A 17,670-nucleotide genomic window follows, 5' to 3' on the forward strand; every position below is an offset into this window, starting at 1 on the left:
CTGCTCGCGAAAGCAATAAACCAGACACCGCAGCCCCCAAGAGCAGCCCATGCACTTCGATCTCACCGACCTGCGCCTCTACCTGAACATCCTCGACACCGGCAACATCACCGCCGGCGCCGCTCGCAGCCATCTTTCCCTGGCAGCGGCAAGCGCCCGGGTGCGTGCCATGGAGGCGTCCCTGGGCATCGACCTGCTCGAACGCGGGCGGCGCGGCGTCACTCCGACGCCGGCCGGCAAAGCCTTGGCCCAGCACGCCCGGGTCTTGCTGCAGCACGCCGAACATCTGCAACAGGACCTGGCCGAATACGCCAAAGGCGTCAAAGGCCAGGTGCGGCTGCTGTGCAACACCAGCGCGATGACCGAATACCTGCCCGAATTACTCGCCAGTTTCCTCAACAGCCACCCCAACCTGGACATCGACCAGCAGGAATTGCCCAGCTCACGGATCACCCATGCGTTGCGCCAGGGCGCCGCAGACCTGGGTATCGTTTCCGACGCGGTGGACACCGCTGGCCTTCAGACCTGGCCTTTTCGTGACGATCCGCTGGTCCTGGTCCTACCGTCGGGACATCCCTTGGCTGACGGCCGCACGCCGAGTTTCAGCGAGACCCTCAACCACGACTATGTCGGCCTGAACGCCACCAGCGCGCTGGCGATTTACCTGGAGGAACAGGCGCTGCACACCGGAATGCGCATGCAGATCCGCATTCGCGCCGAGGGCTTTGACGGGGTGATCCGCATGGTTGCCCATGGCGCGGGTATTGCCGTCGTGCCGAAGGCCGCTATCGAACGCCGTCCATCCCAATCCTCATATCACTACGTGCCGCTGCAGGAGGCCTGGGCGCACCGGGCCCTGTTGCTTTGCGCACGGAATTTCGAACGACTTCCGGCCTACGCCAAGGCCCTGGCCCGGCATCTGGCCGATTGATGCGCGCTTCTGGGCAGCCCGGTGTCGAGTTCAGGCATCTGCCTGGTCCTTCTCCACGCTAGGGTGCAGGTTCTTTTCTGCCCCTTCGGAGCTCACGTGACCGCCCCCATCACCGTCCTGCGCGATACTCATCCGCTGCCTGTACTCGATGCCTGCAAATGGGAAAAACTCGAAGGCGACCCGCACACCGTCAACCTCAACGCTTATACCAGCGAAGACGGCAGCAAGATCATGGGCACCTGGATCTGCACGCCCGGCAAGTGGCGGGTGGACTACGTGAAGTGGGAGTATTGCCATTTCCAGGAAGGCTACTGCGTGATCACCCCGGACGGCATGGCGCCGATTCATCTGCGCGCCGGTGATATTTTGTCGTCGAGCCAGGCATGAAAGGCACGTGGGAAGTGGTCGAGACCGTGCGTAAATATTTCGTGTTTGCCTGAAACAAAAAAGCCGAGGGACCACCCGACGTGGTCGCTCGGCAAACAACTTTCAAATCTGAATGGTGCCCTTTGTGGCGAGGGGATTTATCCCCGTTGGGTCGCGAAGCGGCCCTGAAAACTGGCGCCTCGATGCACCAGATAATTGAACCAACTATTTTCGGGTCGCTACGCAACCCAGCGGGGATAAATCCCCTCGCCACAAAACCCCTCTCGATATCACTGATCCTGTTGCGGCTTGCGATAGCTGTTCACAATCGCCGAGAAATCCTGGCCGCCCTCGCCCCGCTGGCTCATCGCCTGGTACAACTGCTGCGCCACCGCCCCCAGTATCACCGGCTGACGGGCCTGCCGCGCGGCTTCGGTGGCCAGGCCCAAATCCTTGAGCATCAGGTCCGCGCCAAACCCTCCGGTATATCCACGCGCCGCCGGGGCCGTTTCGATCACGCCGGGCCATGGGTTGTAGGTATCGGAACTCCAGCATCGGCCGGTCGAACTGTTGATGATGCCGGCCAGCACCTGAGTGTCGATCCCCAGGGCATCGCCCAAAGCCATGGCCTCGCTGACGCCGACCATGGAAATCCCCAAGAGCAGGTTGTTGCAGATCTTGGCGATCTGCCCGGTGCCGACTTCGCCGCAGTGCACGATGTTGCGGCCCATTTGCGCCAGTACCGGTTGCAGGGTGGCGAACAGCTCAGGCGTGGCGCCGACCATGAAGGTCAGGGTGCCCGCCGCCGCGCCGCCGGTGCCGCCCGAGACAGGCGCATCGGCCATTGCCACTCCCTGCCTGGCAGCGGCAGCCGCCACGTCACGGGCGGTTTGTGGATCGATGGTGCTGCAATCCACCGCCGGCGTACCGGCGGCGATACCTGCCAGCACGCCGTCTTCGCCCAGCCAGACACTGCGCACATGGGCAGCGGCCGGCAGCATGGTGATCACCAGCGCCGCGCCCTGGGCCGCATCGCGAGGCGAGGCGCTGATAGTGCCGCCGAGCGCCGCCAGTTCGGCCAGCACCGTCTGGTTCAGGTCGAACAGGTTCAACGAATGGCCGGCCTTGAGCAGATTGCGCGCCATCGGGGCGCCCATGTTGCCGAGGCCGATAAATGCGATGTTCATCTCCGGCTCCTTAACGCAAGTTGATGGTGGTGTTCACACCGTCGTTGACGCTGTCATCGTCGAACCAGCGCGCGGTGACGGTCTTGGTCTGAGTGTAGAACTGCACCACTTGTTTGCCGTAAGGGCCGAGGTCGCCGAGTTTCGAGCCGCGGGAGCCAGTGAAGCTGAAAAACGGCACCGGCACCGGGATCGGGATGTTGATACCGACCTGGCCGACGTCGATTTCGCTCTGGAATTTGCGCGCCGCCGCACCGCTCTGGGTGAACAGGCCGGTGCCGTTGCCAAACGGATTGGCGTTGACCAAGGCGATGGCTTGATCGAGGGTATCGACCTCCAGCACCACCAGCACCGGGCCGAAGATTTCCTCGGTGTAGATGCGCATGTCGGTGGTTACGCCGGAAAACAGGGTCGGACCGACGAAGTTGCCCTGCTCGAAGCCCGGCACGCTGATGTCGCGGCCATCCAGTTCCAGCTTCGCGCCTTGCTGCACGCCGCTTTCGATCAATTCGAGGATGCGCGCCTTGGCTCGCTTGGAAATCACCGGGCCGACATCCGTGCCCGGCTCGCTACCGGCATTGACCTTGAGTTTCTGCGCCAGGGCCTTCAGCTCCGGCAACCATTGCCTGGCCGCGCCCACCATCACCACCACCGAAGTCGCCATGCAACGCTGGCCCGCCGCGCCGAAACCGGCACCGACCAGGGCGTTCAGGGTTTGCTCGCGAATGGCGTCGGGCAGCACCACGGCGTGGTTCTTGGCGCCCATCATCGATTGCACGCGTTTGCCATGGCGACCCGCCAGGTCATACACATGGGTGCCGACCGCCGTTGAGCCGACGAAGGAAACGGCCTTGATGTCCTTGTGAGTGCAAAGCGCATCCACCACATCCTTGCCGCCGTGCACCACGTTCAACACGCCCGGCGGCACACCGGCCTCGATGGCCAGCTCCACCAGCAGCATGGTCGACAGCGGATCCTGCTCCGACGGCTTGAGCACGAACGTATTGCCGCAGGCGATGGCCATCGGGAACATCCACAGCGGAATCATCGCCGGGAAGTTGAACGGGGTAATGCCCGCGCACACACCAATCGGCTGACGCAAGGTATAGGTATCCACACCACCGGCGACATTCTCGGCAAACTCGCCCATTTGCAGGGTGCCGATGGAGCAGGCGTGCTCGACCACTTCCAGGCCGCGGAAAATATCGCCCTCGGCGTCGGCGATGGTCTTGCCCTGTTCGGCGCTGAGCACCGCGGCGATGCGCTTGGAATGCTCGCGGATCAGCGCCTGGAGCTTGAGCATGATGCGCATCCGCGCACCGATCGGCGTCAATTTCCAGGTCTGGAAAGCACGCTGGGCAGCAGCGATGGCGGCATCGACTTCCGACGCCGTGGCAAACGGTACCTTCGCCAGCACTTGTTGGGTGGCCGGGTTGACGATGTCGTGCCATTCGCTGGATCGGGACTCGACCCATTCGCCATCGATCAGCAATCTGACGGTTTGCAGGGCAGTGTCGCTGGGCGTAAGGGAAACGTTCATGCTGGCCTCCGGGATTGTTCTTATAGGGATGCGCTGGTTCAGCAACGACCAAGGTGAAGAGTCACCTTGGTGATGAGACGGTTTTTGGAGTATAGATGTGCAAACTTCTAATAAGAACGCACATAAAAACCGGTCCATCATGCAAAAAAACATCACCTCCTTAGGGTCGCTGAATTGGGACGACCTCAAGTTTTTCCTCGAAGTGGCCCGCACCCGCAAGGCCAGCACGGCCGCCAAGCGTCTGGCCGTCGACTACACCACGGTGTCGCGACGCATCAGCTCGCTGGAAGCTTCCTTGGGTACGCTGCTGTTCGAAAAATCCCGGACCAACGGTTTTGTCCTGACGGCTGAAGGCCAACGTTTACTGGGCTATGCCGAGTCGATCGAAAGCACGCTGCACATGGCTTGCGAACAGGTTTCAGGCTCAGGCGTCGCGCTGTCCGGGCATGTGCGCATGGGCTGCACCGAAGGCTTCGGCAGCTTTTTCATCACCCCGCAGTTGAGCCACTTCGTCGACGCCTACCCGGCGATCTCGGTGGACATCCTGCCGCTGCCGCACTTCATCAGCCTCCCCAAGCGCGAAGCCGATATCGTCATCGCCCTCGAGCGCCCGGAACACGGACCGTACGTGTGCTGCAAACTCTGCGACTACCGGTTGCAGCTTTATGCAACCCGGCAATACCTGGACAATCACCCACCGATCCACCGCCCGGCAGACTTGAACAAGCACTCGTTCATCAGCTACGTGGATGACCTCGCGTTCAGTTCCGAGCTGCTCTACCTGGCCAATGTATTGCCCGGCGCCCACGCTCATTTGCGCAGCACCAGCGTGATCGCGCAATTCGTGGCGGCGCAACAAGGCCGGTCACTGGCGATCCTGCCATGCTTTTTGGCCGCCCAAGACCCACGCCTGCTGCCGGTGCTGCCGGAGGAGATCACGGTCACCCGGCAATTCTGGATGTACTGCCGGGAAGACTTGCGCAAGCTCAAGCGGATCACGTTGTTGTGGGATTACATCCGGGAAGTCACCGAACAGAACCAGCCACTACTCATGGGCGACAGCCGGGAGATGGTGTTTGCCGATTAGTCGGCGATGACCACGATGGCCACGCGACGATTTTCGGTGCGCCCGCTGGCGGTGTCGTTGGGGGCGACGGGTTGGCTGCTGCCCAGGCCACGCAGTTGGACGTTTTCTTCGCGCATGCCCACGCCTCTCAAGACTTTGCCAACGCTTTCGGCCCGACGTATCGACAGTTGTTCGTTATAGGCCTGGGAGCCCGATGCATCGGTGTGGCCGTCGATACGTACCCGCTCTATTCCCGCGCCCAGCAGTGCCTTGCCGATCCGCTCGACGATCTCGGTGCTGGCCGGGTTGAGGCTTTCCACATCGCTGCCAAACAGCACTTTTCCGGAAAGTCCGAAGGCCCAGCCGTCGTCTGTCAGTTTGAACCCCTGCTCCTTGAGAACAGCGATCTGCGCTGGGCTCAGTCCTTTTTGCGGCGTCGTCTGGCATCCGCTGAGGGCAAAAATGGCGATGAACAAAAATGCTGCATAACGCAGCAGAGAAAAACGCGAATTGGAAAACATGCAAATCAGCTCCTGGTTTGAAGATCCGCGACCGGGTGCTCCGACCCCGCCGTGTGTTGGCCGCCTCGGGCGAGGCGTTTGGCCTGGTACATCGCCGCATCAGCGGCGCTGAGCAAGGCGCCGGGCGTGGCGCCATGATCGGGGTAAACGGCGATGCCGATGCTGAGGGACGTCAGGACCGAGGCATTGCCGGGCAGTTGAATCGGCATCTCCATGCTCGCGATGATTTTTTCAGCGATCCGTTCGGCATCCTCGGTCTTGTGCAACGGCGCCAGCAGCACGGCAAACTCGTCACCGCCCAGACGCGCGACCAGGTCATCCTCACGCAACTGCGCCCGGACCCGGGTCGCCACGGCGGTCAACACCGCGTCACCGGCGGCATGACCAAAGTTGTCGTTGATGCCCTTGAAGCGATCGCTGTCCAGGTAGAGGACGGCCACTTGCTCGTCGAGCTTGTTGGCATTGCGCAAGGCACGGATCAGCCGACCTTCGAAAAAGGCCCGGTTCGGCAGCCCGGTCAGGCTGTCGTGGCTGGCCTGGTGAGCCAGGGTCTCGTTTTCACTTTGCAGATGGGTCTGCCAGGATTCCAGCTCGGCAAGCAGTGCGTTAAAGTCGTTGCCCAGATTATCCAGTTCAGCGATATCGGCCGGTGGCACTCGGCGATCCAGGGCGCGCTCGCAACGGGCGGCATGGGCTACTTCAGCAAGGCTACGCAAAGGTCCGGTAATCGCCCGCAACTGACGGCGCGCCAGATACAGGGCAACCCAGGCACTGACCGCCGTGCACAGGATGATCCCGGCCAGGCCGCTGAGCAGAAAGCGCAACAAGCTACCGCCGTGTCCTGCCAGCAGGATCCTGCCAATGTTCTGTTCCTGGTGGATGATTGGCAGGCTGATGGGCTTTTCCAGGAATGCCTTGGCGATGTGCATTTCCAGCTCCGACAGGAGACCGGTTTCCGGTCGCCGCCAATGCGCCAACAGACGGCCACTTTCATTGAAGACCTGGGCATCGGCGACTTCTTCAGTGGAAGCAATAAGGGCCAGCGCTTCGGTGGCCGCCGCAGCGTCATCGAAGACCACGGCCGCCTCCACGGTGTAGCTGATCGAACGGGCAATCAGATGCAAGTTGTGATCGGCATAGACCCGCAACGCAAGCACGCCCAACAAGGTCAGGGAGACGCTGGCCATGGTGATCGCCACCAGCGCAACGATCAGGTGACCGCGACCGATGACCGAGCCCAACGTGGGACGAATTCGTGATCTGGACGAATTCATGGCGCGGCGGGCCTACGGCGTGACAACTGGAGGACGCTCGGATGGATGCGTACACCGCTGCGCGCCACCGAATCGAGGTTGACCTCGAACGACACCTGTTCATCTCCGACCCGCAGGCAGAACAGGCTGCCCACGGTGCATTGGTCGCCGCCTTCGCTGATGCTCAACACCGGCTTGCCGATCAGGGACTCAAACAATCGGGAGCGTTCGTCGTTGGTCAGCCTGCCGATGTAGACGGCATTGCAATCGCTCGCGATGCCGGGATGGTCGGCCAGCAAGCGCTGTACCGTCACAGGCCTGCCGGTGGCCTGGGCGGTGCCTTTGACCAGGTCGTCGGTGTATTGGGTCGGACCGACGATGCACAGCTGCAATTGCGTCGGTTCAACAGGCCAGCGAGCGTAGCTGAGGATCCCCAACACGACCTGGGTGACCGCTTCTGCCCGCTGTTCGGCCCGAGTGGTAGAGGTCGGCTCCTGGGCGGCAATTGCAGGCGACAGCAAGCACAGCAGACCGGCGAGCACATAATGCCTCCGGCCGTTTCCGCGCGCCGCCCCCCGAACCGCCGCTTCCATGGAGAATCTCTTGGTGTGGATAAGTGCGAAACGATAGCACAGTGTCAAAAAGCCAGCGAGACAGAGTCCTACGCAAATTTCCGTCAGAAAACAGACTAATCACAACCTTTGAACAAACAGGCAAACCCGAGCTTCAGTCGTTTCCATCCAATTCCAGCATCAACCCGCTCAACCGCTTGACCTTGCGCCGAACCGCTTCTTCGAATATTCCCGTGCGCGGCTCTATCAGGCTGAACCACTGCTTGCCCCGGGTAATGGCGGTATACACCAGTTCCTTGGTCAGAACGGGGTTCAAGGCATCCGGAAGAATCAGGGCCGTGTGGGTGAATTCCGACCCCTGGGACTTGTGCACCGTCATGGCGTAAACGGTTTCCACGTCATTCAGGCGGCTGGGCAGGACGAAACGCACACCACCCCGGCCATCGTTACGAGGAAAGGCGACCCGCAGAACCTGCTTGCCAGCGTCAGGACCGTCACGCTCGGGCAACTTTAGAGCGATCCCGATATCGCCGTTCATCAATCCCAGCCCGTAGTCGTTGCGAGTCATCAGTACCGGACGCCCCTCGTACCACTGGTGATCGCTATCGATCAGGCGAGCCTTGAGCAGCGCGGCGGTGATTCTCGGGTTCAGGCCCTCGACGCCCCACGGCCCCTTGCGTACGGCACAGAGCAATTGGAACTCGTCAAAGGCCGACAAGACCTCACGCGCCCAATCAGTCCAGCAACTGTCCTCCAGCGGGCGAGAAATGTCCGGACGTCGCTGTCGCAGCAGGCTCAGATAATGCCGATAGCCCTGCGGACCACCGGGTCGACCATCGAGCAACCAGCGCTCAAGCGTCCCGTCGTGCTGGCTCTTCAGCGCCAGGGAGAACAGGTCGGCATATTGGCCCTCCTCCAGCAACTGACGAGCTTCTTCAGGCTGTTGCCGATTGACCCGTCGGGCCAGTTGGCCGATACCGCTGCCTTCGCCAAAGCGTCGGGAATGCCTGAGCATCACCACTTGCTGCGCGAGGGGATGAGTGTCGTCGAGGTCCTGTTTCAGATCGCTCGCCGCCAGGTTCTCGCCGCTGACGGACTCGAGCCAGGCGCGCGTTTGTGGGCTATACCAGCCGTCCTCGGCATCCCGGCACAGATCCCCCAATACCGCGCCGGCCTCCACGGAAGCCAGCTGGTCCTTGTCGCCCAACAAAATCAACCGGGCATGGGACGGCAGCGCGTCCAGCAGATTGGCCATCATTTCCAGATCGATCATGGACGCCTCATCGACCACCAGCACATCCAACGGCAATCGATTGCCACGATGGTGGCGAAAATGTCGGGTGCCGGGACGACTGCCGAGCAGGCGATGCACCGTGGTGACGTCGCAGGGAATCCTCTCGCGTACGGCATCGATCACATCCAGCGTCCGAACTTGCTGGCTGATCGACTCGGTCAGCCGCGCAGCGGCCTTGCCGGTGGGTGCGGCCAGGCGAATCCGCAGCGGTTTCCCCGCCTCGACGGCAGGTGCCTGCAGCAAGGCAAGCAAGCGCACGACCGTGGTGGTCTTACCCGTGCCCGGGCCGCCGGTAACGATGCTGAAAGCGCTCCGCGTCGCCAGCGCGCAAGCCAGCTTCTGCCAGTCGATCGGGCCGGTCGTGCTGGCCGGCCCGAACAGTCCGTTCAGCCGCTCGCGCAGGTCATCAGGGGCGCTTTCCTGTTCGGCCAGGCGTTGACGCAACGCCGCGTCGATCCGTCGTTCATAGCCCCAGTAACGACGCAGGTAAAGCCGTTTGCCGGACAATACCAGTGGCCGCTGCTGCGCCTCTTCGCTGTCATCGACCGCCAGGGCCACGCGGCGGCTGGACGCCAGGACCTTGCACCAATGGGCACCGTCCAGCGTTCTCAGGATCTGCGAAGGCAACAGCATCACGCCCGTCTGCAGGTCGCCCTCGGGGGGCAGTGACAGGGCGAAATCAGGTTCCTTGAGTGTCTCGAACAGGTCCAGGCAAACATGCCCATGGCCCAGTTGGTGGCTGGTCAGCGCAGCCGCCAGCAATACCAGCGGATCATCGCCAGGCGACAATTCATGGAGGAACACCACGAATGCCTTGTCCAAGGCCCGCAACCAGCCACGTTCGACCCAGCGCGTGAGCAACAGCAGCAGGTCCTCTGCACGACTCAGGGGCGCCAGGTCGACCAGCCCTTCGTCGTCGAGCGATTGAGGCAGCAGGTCGGCAAAGGAGCGACTCATAACAATTCTCCTTGCACCCATGCCGGCTCGGCCTTGGGCGCGGGTGCTCCCTGGAACAGGCGGTCAAGCTGTTCGATCAGTGCCCGAGGGGGCTTGGTGAAAAACACGCCCTGGCTGGCTGCACGTGTGCCGCGCAGGAAAAGATACAACGCGCCACCGACATGCCGGTCGTAGTCATAGTCCGGCAGGCGCGCCTTGAGCTGGCGATGCAGGGCCAACAGGTACAGCGTGTATTGCAGGTCGTAACGATTATCCAGAATCGATTGCTCCATGGCTTGAGCGGTGTAGGCCATGTCATCGGCGCCCAGCCAGTTGGATTTGTAGTCAGCCACGTAATACCGGCCGTCATGCTCGAAGGTCAGGTCGATGAAGCCCTTGAACATTCCGTTGAGCAGTGCCGGTTCTGCGGCGACACGAGCCACGCCACCGTGGGTTGACTGGCAAACCAGCTCATCAAGCTTGAGCACATCAACCTTGTGACTGGAGAACCAGAACTCCATCTCGACCTGAAATTGGCTCAACTGAGCCAGTACCACCGGAGACTGTCCGCCACCGATCTGCAAGGGCGTCGTGACCAGGTGCTGCAACCAGTCTCCAAGGGTGCTGATCCAGCCTTTCCAGCCGCGGCGGTTGCAACGTCGCGCGATGGCATCTTCGAGGGCCATTGGCGAGGCGGTAAATCCCTCTCCGGCAGCCCATTCCAAGAGACCATGGAGAAACGTACCGGGGTTAGGACCGCGGGGGAAACGATGGATATCACCGCCGACGGCGATGACTTCCCTGGGAGCGTCAGGATCAAGCCGTTCGTCGTCGAACATTTTCTGCGCCTGCGGGTTTTCCGGCGCGGAATCGGTGCCGGCGCTGAGACTTTCGCCAAAGCGCAGCGCGCTGTACGAAGCGATCCACCAGTTCTCGCTGGCTTTACGTACAGGAAGCAAGGGTTCAAGCAACACCGCATCATTACGTGGGGGTCGATAGTGCTGATCGTTGGCCTCCGGCATATCCTGGCAGCTCACCGCGTCGCTACCCTGCTGCAGATCTTCCAGCCAACGTCTCAACGCCACCGACTCGGTCAACGGCGCACCACCGCCCAACAGATACCCCAGCGCAGACAGATGCAGGATCGAGCGGCTGTTACTGCCTCGCTTGAGATCGGCCACACCTAACCAGCAGGCATGCTGCGCACGGGTAAGCGCCACGTATAGAAGCCGAAGATCCTCGGCCAGGCGCTCGTCGTCGGCCTTGGCGATCAACTCGGGGCTGGGCGTAAGACTGATCTGCGCATGACCGGCTTCATCGTGGTAATGCAACGGCAATCGGCTGCCGTCCACCGGTTTCGTCGAGCATATGAACGGCAGGAAAACCAACGGATACTCAAGCCCCTTGGATTTATGGATCGTGACCACCTTGACCAGTTGCTCGTCGCTTTCCAGGCGCAGGATCTGTTCCTCTCCCGCCTGCCCCGTCAATGCAAGGTGTTCGGACAGATAGCGAATCAAGGCCTGCTCGCCATCCAGCTCGACGGCGGCCTGCTGCAACAGCTCGCATAGATGCAACAGGTTGGTCAGCACCCGCTCGCCATCGCCACGCATCATCAAGGCCTGGGGCAGCTTGAAGTCATGCAGCAGGCGCCTCAGCATGGGCAGCACGCCCTGGGTGCGCCAGACCACCCGATAGCTACGGAACTGCATGACTCGACGTTCCCAGGCCAACTCGTCCTGGTTGAGGCGCTCCAGTTCTGCAAGCGGCAGATTCAGGGTGACGCTGGCCAGCGCAGCTCGCAGCGGCCGCTCGACGTCCGGCTCGGCGCAAGCCTTGAGCCAGGCCAGCAAATCCCTTGCCTCCTGCGAGGCGAAGACCGAGTCCTTATCGGATAGATAAACGCTGCGCACACCCCGTGCCGACAACTCGTTTCGCACGGCCTGCGCTTCCTTGCCATCACGCACCAGGATGGCGATATCCGCCGGTCGAAGCCCCCGTAACATTTCCCCATCAGCAACGAAGCCATCGTGCCCTGACTGGCCGCCATTGAGCAGCGCCGTGATTTCACTGGCGCAGGCCACGGCCATTTGCTGTCGGTACACCGCTCCGGAGAGCGGCTGGTCCGAGGCCAGATGCCAGATATTCAAGGCCGCGACCGTCCGCCCCGCAAGCTGCAAGGACTCCTTGCGGCCCTGGGAGTCGACCGGCAGGAATGGCACCGGATTCTCACCCGATGGCTCGCGGAACAGAAAAGCCCCGCGCCCATTCAGCCGCGATTCGGCGTATTGAAAAATATGGTTCACAGCGCCGACCATGGCATGGCTGGAACGGAAATTGGTCCCCAGCGTATGCAACCTGCCGGCAGTGGCTTCGCGGGCGCGCAGATAGGTGTAGATGTCGGCGCCGCGAAACGCATAAATAGCCTGTTTCGGATCCCCGATCAGGAACAGCCCCGTTTCAGGATCGTTGTCGCCAATGCGATAGATGCTCTCGAAGATGCGGTACTGGACCGGGTCGGTGTCCTGGAACTCGTCAATCAGCGCAACCGGAAACTGCTCGCGAATCAGGCTCGCCAGGCGCTCCCCACCTTCAGCCTGCAAAGCTGCGTCCAGGCGCAGCAGCATGTCGTCGAATCCCATTTCCGCCCGGCGCCGCTTCTCCGCCTCGAAGCGCGCCCCGACCCACTGCGCAGCATGCTGCAGCACCGCAGCGTCAGGCGTGGGCAAGGCATCCAGGCCGGCCTTCAGGCCCGCCATGGCGTCCAGCCCTGGGTGGTTGGGCACGTCGCCCTTCCAGGCCTCGGCCATGCCTTCGGGCGTCAAGCGCGTGAAGCCGGTGCCGATGTCGAGCAACTCCAGGCTCTCGTCTTCAACCCATGCAGATAGCTTCTGAAACCATGGCTCGAAGTAACGAGCCTGCATCTTGCGCCCGTCGACGGTTTTATTGGCTACGCCTTGCTGGCAGATCTCCAGCAACTCCACCGCCCACTGCCGCCAGGGCGCCTTGAGATCGAGCAAGGCTGCGCTGCGCTCGCGCAGGGACGCGGTGATGAGTTCCGTCGGTTCAAGCCCATCGTCACCACCTCGCGAGTTGGCAAACAACCCCCTCACCCGTGGCAACAACGCAGCAGGACCGCCCCAGTGCGCTCGCACCCAATCCAGTGCCTCACCCTCCATCGAGTAGCAGAACAATCGCCAATAATCGCGCAGCACCTCGCCGAGCAATTCGCTGTGGTCGGTTTCCAGGGTCTGGGTGAACAGGCTGCCACTGTCAAAGGCATGCTCACGAAGCATCCGCTGGCACCAGCTGTGGATCGTCGAAACGGCGGCTTCATCCATCCATTGCGCGGCGATATCCAGCCGATTCGCACAGCCAGGCCATTGCCCTTTATCAAACTCATCACGTAGTGCGTTTATCAACGCGTCGGGAGCGGGAACCTCGTCACGAAAAAAACGCGCCGCTTCCGCGAGGCGGGTGCGGATGCGTTCGCGCAATTCCTTGGTGGCAGCGTCGGTGAAAGTCACCACCAGTATCTGCGGAGGAAGCAGCTCACGGCCAAAGCCGGCCGTCGAGCCGCCATGGCCCAGCACCAGGCGCAAGTACAACGCCGAGATGGTAAAGGTCTTGCCAGTTCCTGCGCTGGCTTCGATCAATTGACTGCCGCGTAGTGGGAAAGCCAGCGCCAAGGGTGTTTGTCGACTCATGAATGCGCTTCCTCACCCGCCAACGAACGCCACGGTGCTTCCAGAAGCGGTCGATAGAGCGCGTCACACCAGTCGGGGAATGTTTCGTCAGCGATAAGCGCATCGAAGTCGGCATACTGCCGAGCCAGGGCGGGGCTTTCGCGCCGCTCGCCTTCAGACGTCAGCCCATCGCCTTCGTAGGCTTTTCGAGCGGCCGATTCGGCTTTGTCCGGATCACTCTGACCGAGCCAGGCGAAGGCGGTCTTCACTGCGATTGGCAGCGGTTGGCGCATGCCAGCCTGCCAGGCTTGCAACAAGTCGCCGAGCAGCTTGCGGGCTACCGACTCGTCAAAAGGATTCAGCAGCAAGCTGTCATCGCTGGCGACCAATGCCGTCGTCATCGACAGACCGTTGGCGCAAGCCACGAGATGGTTCACCCAGGGTCGTATCAAACGGTGCCATTTCCGGGTCCTGGTAGAACCGATACTGTTGGGAATGGCAGTTATGGCGAGGACCGCACCATCGGAGCGCTGGTGCAGACCGCTGAGCCAACCTTCAATGTTCACACCATGTAATTGCAGGCTGACGGGCACGGCACTGGTCAGCGGAGTCGGCCATAGCGCCAGAAGTTGCTGGTAGCGTTGCAGTAGATCAGGCAGCGGCTCGATCAATTCACGCTGCATACATTGGCCAAAGCCAGCCATGGGTAACAGGCCGCTGTTCTGAAGCCTCCTGGCGTGAGCCTCCAATGCAAGGTCCGCTTGGTCAAGGCGAACAAGGGCAGCCTCGAGCAGGCTGTCGCTCAGGCTATAGCGCTGCAGGGCATCCAGGATGAAAGGTTCGTCGTCCGCCAATGGGGCTTCGAGAGGCTCGAAGAACACCTTGAGTCGCTGGCTGAAAAAGTGCCGGACAGGATTACGCAGGAAGTCCTGCAACTGACCAAGCCCCAGGGGTTCCTCCTGAACGTAGGGCTCCAGGGCCCCAGGCTTGCCAGCGTGCTCATGATCCTCATGAAGGCCTCGCCATTCGCTGGCATAGCTGAACAGCTCATCGCCCTGGTAGAAATAACGAGCGCTGAACGGTTGCAGGGGGTGCTCCTGGGTCAGCGCTTCAAGAAGGTCGCCATGGACATCCGCCGACTGCCAGCCACTTGCGAGATGATCGCGCAACTGTCCGACCAGGACTGAGGCAGGCCGCTCGCTGTTGTCGCGGATGCTGCGCCCGACCCAACTGATGTAGAGTTTTTCCCGCGCAGAAAGCAGCGCCTCCAACAGCAGGTAGCGATCGTCCTCGCGTCGAGAGCGATCCCCCGGTCGATAATCACTGCCCATGAGATCGAAATCCAACGGCGGTTGGGCCCGTGGATAATCACCATCGTTCATGCCCAACAGGCAGACCAGCTTGAAGGGGATCGCCCGCATCGGCATCAAGGTACAAAAATTGACCGCTCCGGCGAGGAAGCGCTGGGACAGTCGCCCTTGATCCAGCCCCGCCAGCCAGGCCTCTCTGACAACCGTCAACGGCAGCTCGTCGTGCAGGCCGACCGACTCGCAGGTTTCCAACCAGTTTTCACGCAAGTCCTCGAGCTGGGCCAGCAGATAATCGTCATGCTCGTTGCTCGCCAGAAAGAACAACTGCATCAGATCATGCAGGCGCGTCCCCCAGTCCTGAGGTGAGGCGGGTTGACTAAGCGCCTGGTAAGCAACCTCCAGGGCATCGAGCAATGCAACCAACGGACCGATCAATGCGGCATCCAGACCACCGATTTCGTCATAGGGTTCTATGCCTTCATAGGCTTGCGAATCACCAACGGCATACCCCAACAACATGCGGCGCAGGCCGAAACGCCAACTGTTCTGCTCCAACTCCGCAGGCAAGCCCAGCCCGGCTCGGTGCTCGGCGCTTATCCCCCAACGGATGCCTGCGCCCTCGATCCAACGGTGCAGTGTCGGTAAATCGGCCTCATCAATGCCAAATCGTTCGCGCAATGCCGGGACGTCCAGCAAATCAAGGATTTCGCTGACGGGGAAACGGCTATCGGGAAGCTTCAGCAAATGCTCGACGGCAATCAGCAGCGGATCGCGTCCACGCTGACCTTGGTCCGTCAGTGTGAATGGGATGAAGCGGGGATCGACCCGGTCGAGTTGGCCGAATACCGCGCGAATATGCGGCGCATAACTGTCGATGTCGGGGACCATGACGATGATATCCCGAGGGCGTAAAGCCGGGTCATTGCTGAAATGGGCAAGCAACTGATCGTGAAGAATCTCGACTTCACGCTGGGCGCTGTGGGCGATATGAAAACGGATCGATCCGTCTCGCGTGGTATCGACCGCGGGCCATTTTTCCCGGGTTTCGCTCAGTGGCCGCAGCTCAAGAATGTCATCCTGCAACTGGCTGAGGAGCGTAGTGGGATTGCCTTCGCTGAACAGGTCGATCCGCCCTTCGCGAAATACCGAGCGATAGGTGTTTGGCTCGTCATAGCTGTCGAGCAAGTTGATATAGTCGCGCCCCTGCTTCCCCCAGGCAGCCAGCAATGGATGAGCATGCTGATGCAAGGTTTGCGGGTCCAGGACGTCCGGCATGCCGCTCTTGCGTGCCTGCCGCTTGTATTGGTGGCGAAGCAGATCCTTGTCGGCCACGATATCTGCCCAATGGTGACGGCATGGGTTATGGACGCACAGCAGAACCTGACTGAACCGTGACAGCCCGGCCAGGGCTTCGAGCGCTTGGGCGGGCAGTGAGGAAATACCGAAGACTATTACCCGTGCAGGCAGACCTTTTGGAGCGGCTTCCAGACTATTGATGCGCTCGATGTAGCGCTGATGAACACCCGCACGGCTTTGAGCCATGCCTTGCTCTCCCACATCCAGCAATAACGCCCGCCACAATTCCGCTTGCCAGCAATTCGCCGGCGCGAGCGGCTTGATTTCACCCCGGACGTTGCGGGTCTGATGGCGCCCTTGGGCCCAGTCTTCGAGCCAGTCGGCGCGGTACACCTGATATTGGTCGAACAAATCTGCAAGGCGCTCGGACAACTGGTACCGCTTGCGCAAGTCCGTGTCATGGGTCAGAAAACGCCGCAGGGGCTCGAAATGGGGCTGTTCAATCAATTGCGGCAGGAGGCGCATCAGCCGCCACGTAAGCGGGGCCTTGTCCAGCAAGGACTTGGCTGGAATCTCATCACGCCCGAGCACCATTCGATAGAGCTGCCACATGAAACTGCCGGGCAACTGCACATCAATCGCAGCCGCGATGCCGCAGCCGCCCATGTCGTCGTCAAGGGGATCCTCAGCCAGTGCCAGCTTCAGCCATTGGGCAATGCCGTTGCTTTGTACGAGCGCGATTTCATTTTCAAGAGGGGCCAGCGGATAGCGCCGCATGAGGCTTATCACCAGGCTGCGCAGCTCATCAAGGCGGTTCCCGTGGACCACCATGAAAGCAGGGCTGAGGGACTTAGCGTCCGGCATAAAGGCGTCCTTGAAAAATGCAAAAGCCAGGGCGGAACCTTAGCACTGTCGCGGGGCCGTGACAGCCGGGAGCTTTCTGCGCTTGTCGTAAGAATTTTCTTGCGGGCAAAACAAAACCCCTACCTGCGTCAGCAGATAGGGGTTTCGGAATTTAATCTTGACGATGACCTACTCTCACATGGGGAAACCCCACACTACCATCGGCGATGCATCGTTTCACTTCTGAGTTCGGGATGGGATCAGGTGGTTCCAATGCTCTATGGTCGTCAAGAAATTCGGTAGCCAGCGCGTGCCTTACGGTCACGTTCCAGCGAATGGGTATGCGATAGTTTGTGGGTTTTGACTCGAACTTTCGGTTCATTTCGTCTTCACACACCGCAATCTGGTGCCTTTCTCCGTTTCCAGAGCAGGATCAGCAAATTGCTTGGGTGTTATATGGTCAAGCCTCACGGGCAATTAGTACAGGTTAGCTCAACGCCTCACAGCGCTTACACACCCTGCCTATCAACGTCGTAGTCTTCGACGGCCCTTCAGGGGACTCAAGGTCCCAGTGAGATCTCATCTTGAGGCAAGTTTCCCGCTTAGATGCTTTCAGCGGTTATCTTTTCCGAACATAGCTACCCGGCAATGCCACTGGCGTGACAACCGGAACACCAGAGGTTCGTCCACTCCGGTCCTCTCGTACTAGGAGCAGCCCCTCTCAAATCTCAAACGTCCACGGCAGATAGGGACCGAACTGTCTCACGACGTTCTAAACCCAGCTCGCGTACCACTTTAAATGGCGAACAGCCATACCCTTGGGACCGGCTTCAGCCCCAGGATGTGATGAGCCGACATCGAGGTGCCAAACA

10 protein-coding genes, 2 rRNA genes and 1 pseudogene (1 of these 13 only partly in view) are annotated in these 17,670 nt (G+C 61.1%); 3 read left to right on the top strand and 10 right to left on the bottom strand.

The window, feature by feature from the left end:
- The first annotated feature begins 49 nt into the window (after positions 1 to 49).
- Both J3P96_RS24450 and J3P96_RS24455 read left to right on the top strand, forming a co-directional pair.
- The gene (locus J3P96_RS24450; RefSeq protein WP_434569896.1) at positions 50 to 931 is read left to right on the top strand and encodes a LysR substrate-binding domain-containing protein; all 882 of its coding nucleotides are present in this window, start codon (positions 50 to 52) and stop codon (positions 929 to 931) included.
- 96 nt (positions 932 to 1,027) lie between these two features.
- A pseudogene (locus J3P96_RS24455) lies at positions 1,028 to 1,371 on the top strand (cupin domain-containing protein).
- Positions 1,372 to 1,587: 216 nt separating this feature from the next.
- Here the strand turns inward: J3P96_RS24455 and mmsB are convergent.
- Positions 1,588 to 2,484 carry a 3-hydroxyisobutyrate dehydrogenase gene (gene mmsB / locus J3P96_RS24460; RefSeq protein WP_434653749.1) on the bottom strand — a complete coding sequence of 299 codons (897 nt, stop codon included), beginning with the start codon at positions 2,482 to 2,484 and terminating at the stop codon, positions 1,588 to 1,590.
- A 10-nt stretch (positions 2,485 to 2,494) separates the two neighbouring features.
- Entirely contained in the window at positions 2,495 to 4,021 is a 1,527-nt protein-coding gene (locus J3P96_RS24465) for a CoA-acylating methylmalonate-semialdehyde dehydrogenase (protein WP_434653750.1), read from the bottom strand.
- Positions 4,022 to 4,160: 139 nt separating this feature from the next.
- Here J3P96_RS24465 and J3P96_RS24470 point away from each other — a divergent pair, with 139 nt between their 5' ends.
- A complete protein-coding gene (locus J3P96_RS24470) occupies positions 4,161 to 5,108 on the top strand; it encodes a LysR family transcriptional regulator (RefSeq protein WP_434653751.1) in 948 nt (315 codons plus the stop codon).
- On the opposite strand, the gene J3P96_RS24475 is transcribed toward J3P96_RS24470, so the two are convergent.
- From J3P96_RS24475 to J3P96_RS24510, 8 genes are all read right to left on the bottom strand, one after another.
- Positions 5,105 to 5,608 carry an OmpA family protein gene (locus J3P96_RS24475; protein ID WP_434569901.1) on the bottom strand — a complete coding sequence of 168 codons (504 nt, stop codon included), beginning with the start codon at positions 5,606 to 5,608 and terminating at the stop codon, positions 5,105 to 5,107. The two genes, J3P96_RS24470 and J3P96_RS24475, sit on opposite strands and share 4 nt — an antisense overlap.
- Positions 5,609 to 5,613: 5 nt before the next feature.
- Positions 5,614 to 6,882, bottom strand: coding sequence for a diguanylate cyclase domain-containing protein (locus J3P96_RS24480; protein WP_305497012.1), 1,269 nt, complete (start codon positions 6,880 to 6,882; stop codon positions 5,614 to 5,616).
- Positions 6,879 to 7,454: a YfiR family protein gene (locus J3P96_RS24485; protein WP_305497013.1), complete on the bottom strand. Its 576-nt coding sequence runs from the start codon at positions 7,452 to 7,454 to the stop codon at positions 6,879 to 6,881. Before J3P96_RS24485 ends, J3P96_RS24480 begins: the two co-directional genes overlap by 4 nt.
- A gap of 133 nt (positions 7,455 to 7,587) precedes the next feature.
- Positions 7,588 to 9,684: an exodeoxyribonuclease V subunit alpha gene (recD, locus tag J3P96_RS24490; RefSeq protein WP_434653752.1), complete on the bottom strand. Its 2,097-nt coding sequence runs from the start codon at positions 9,682 to 9,684 to the stop codon at positions 7,588 to 7,590.
- A complete protein-coding gene (gene recB / locus J3P96_RS24495; RefSeq protein WP_434653753.1) occupies positions 9,681 to 13,370 on the bottom strand; it encodes an exodeoxyribonuclease V subunit beta in 3,690 nt (1,229 codons plus the stop codon). Before recB ends, recD begins: the two co-directional genes overlap by 4 nt.
- Positions 13,367 to 16,819 (bottom strand): exodeoxyribonuclease V subunit gamma, encoded by a 3,453-nt coding sequence (recC, locus tag J3P96_RS24500; protein ID WP_434653754.1) that lies wholly within the window; start codon positions 16,817 to 16,819, stop codon positions 13,367 to 13,369. Before recC ends, recB begins: the two co-directional genes overlap by 4 nt.
- Before the next feature lie 155 nt (positions 16,820 to 16,974).
- Positions 16,975 to 17,090, bottom strand: a 5S ribosomal RNA gene (gene rrf, locus J3P96_RS24505).
- 164 nt (positions 17,091 to 17,254) lie between these two features.
- Positions 17,255 to 17,670, bottom strand: a 23S ribosomal RNA gene (locus J3P96_RS24510) (it continues 2,476 nt past the right edge of the window).

Origin of the sequence: Pseudomonas sp. R3-56, from assembly GCF_051132075.1 — a bacterium.
Lineage (GTDB): Bacteria > Pseudomonadota > Gammaproteobacteria > Pseudomonadales > Pseudomonadaceae > Aquipseudomonas.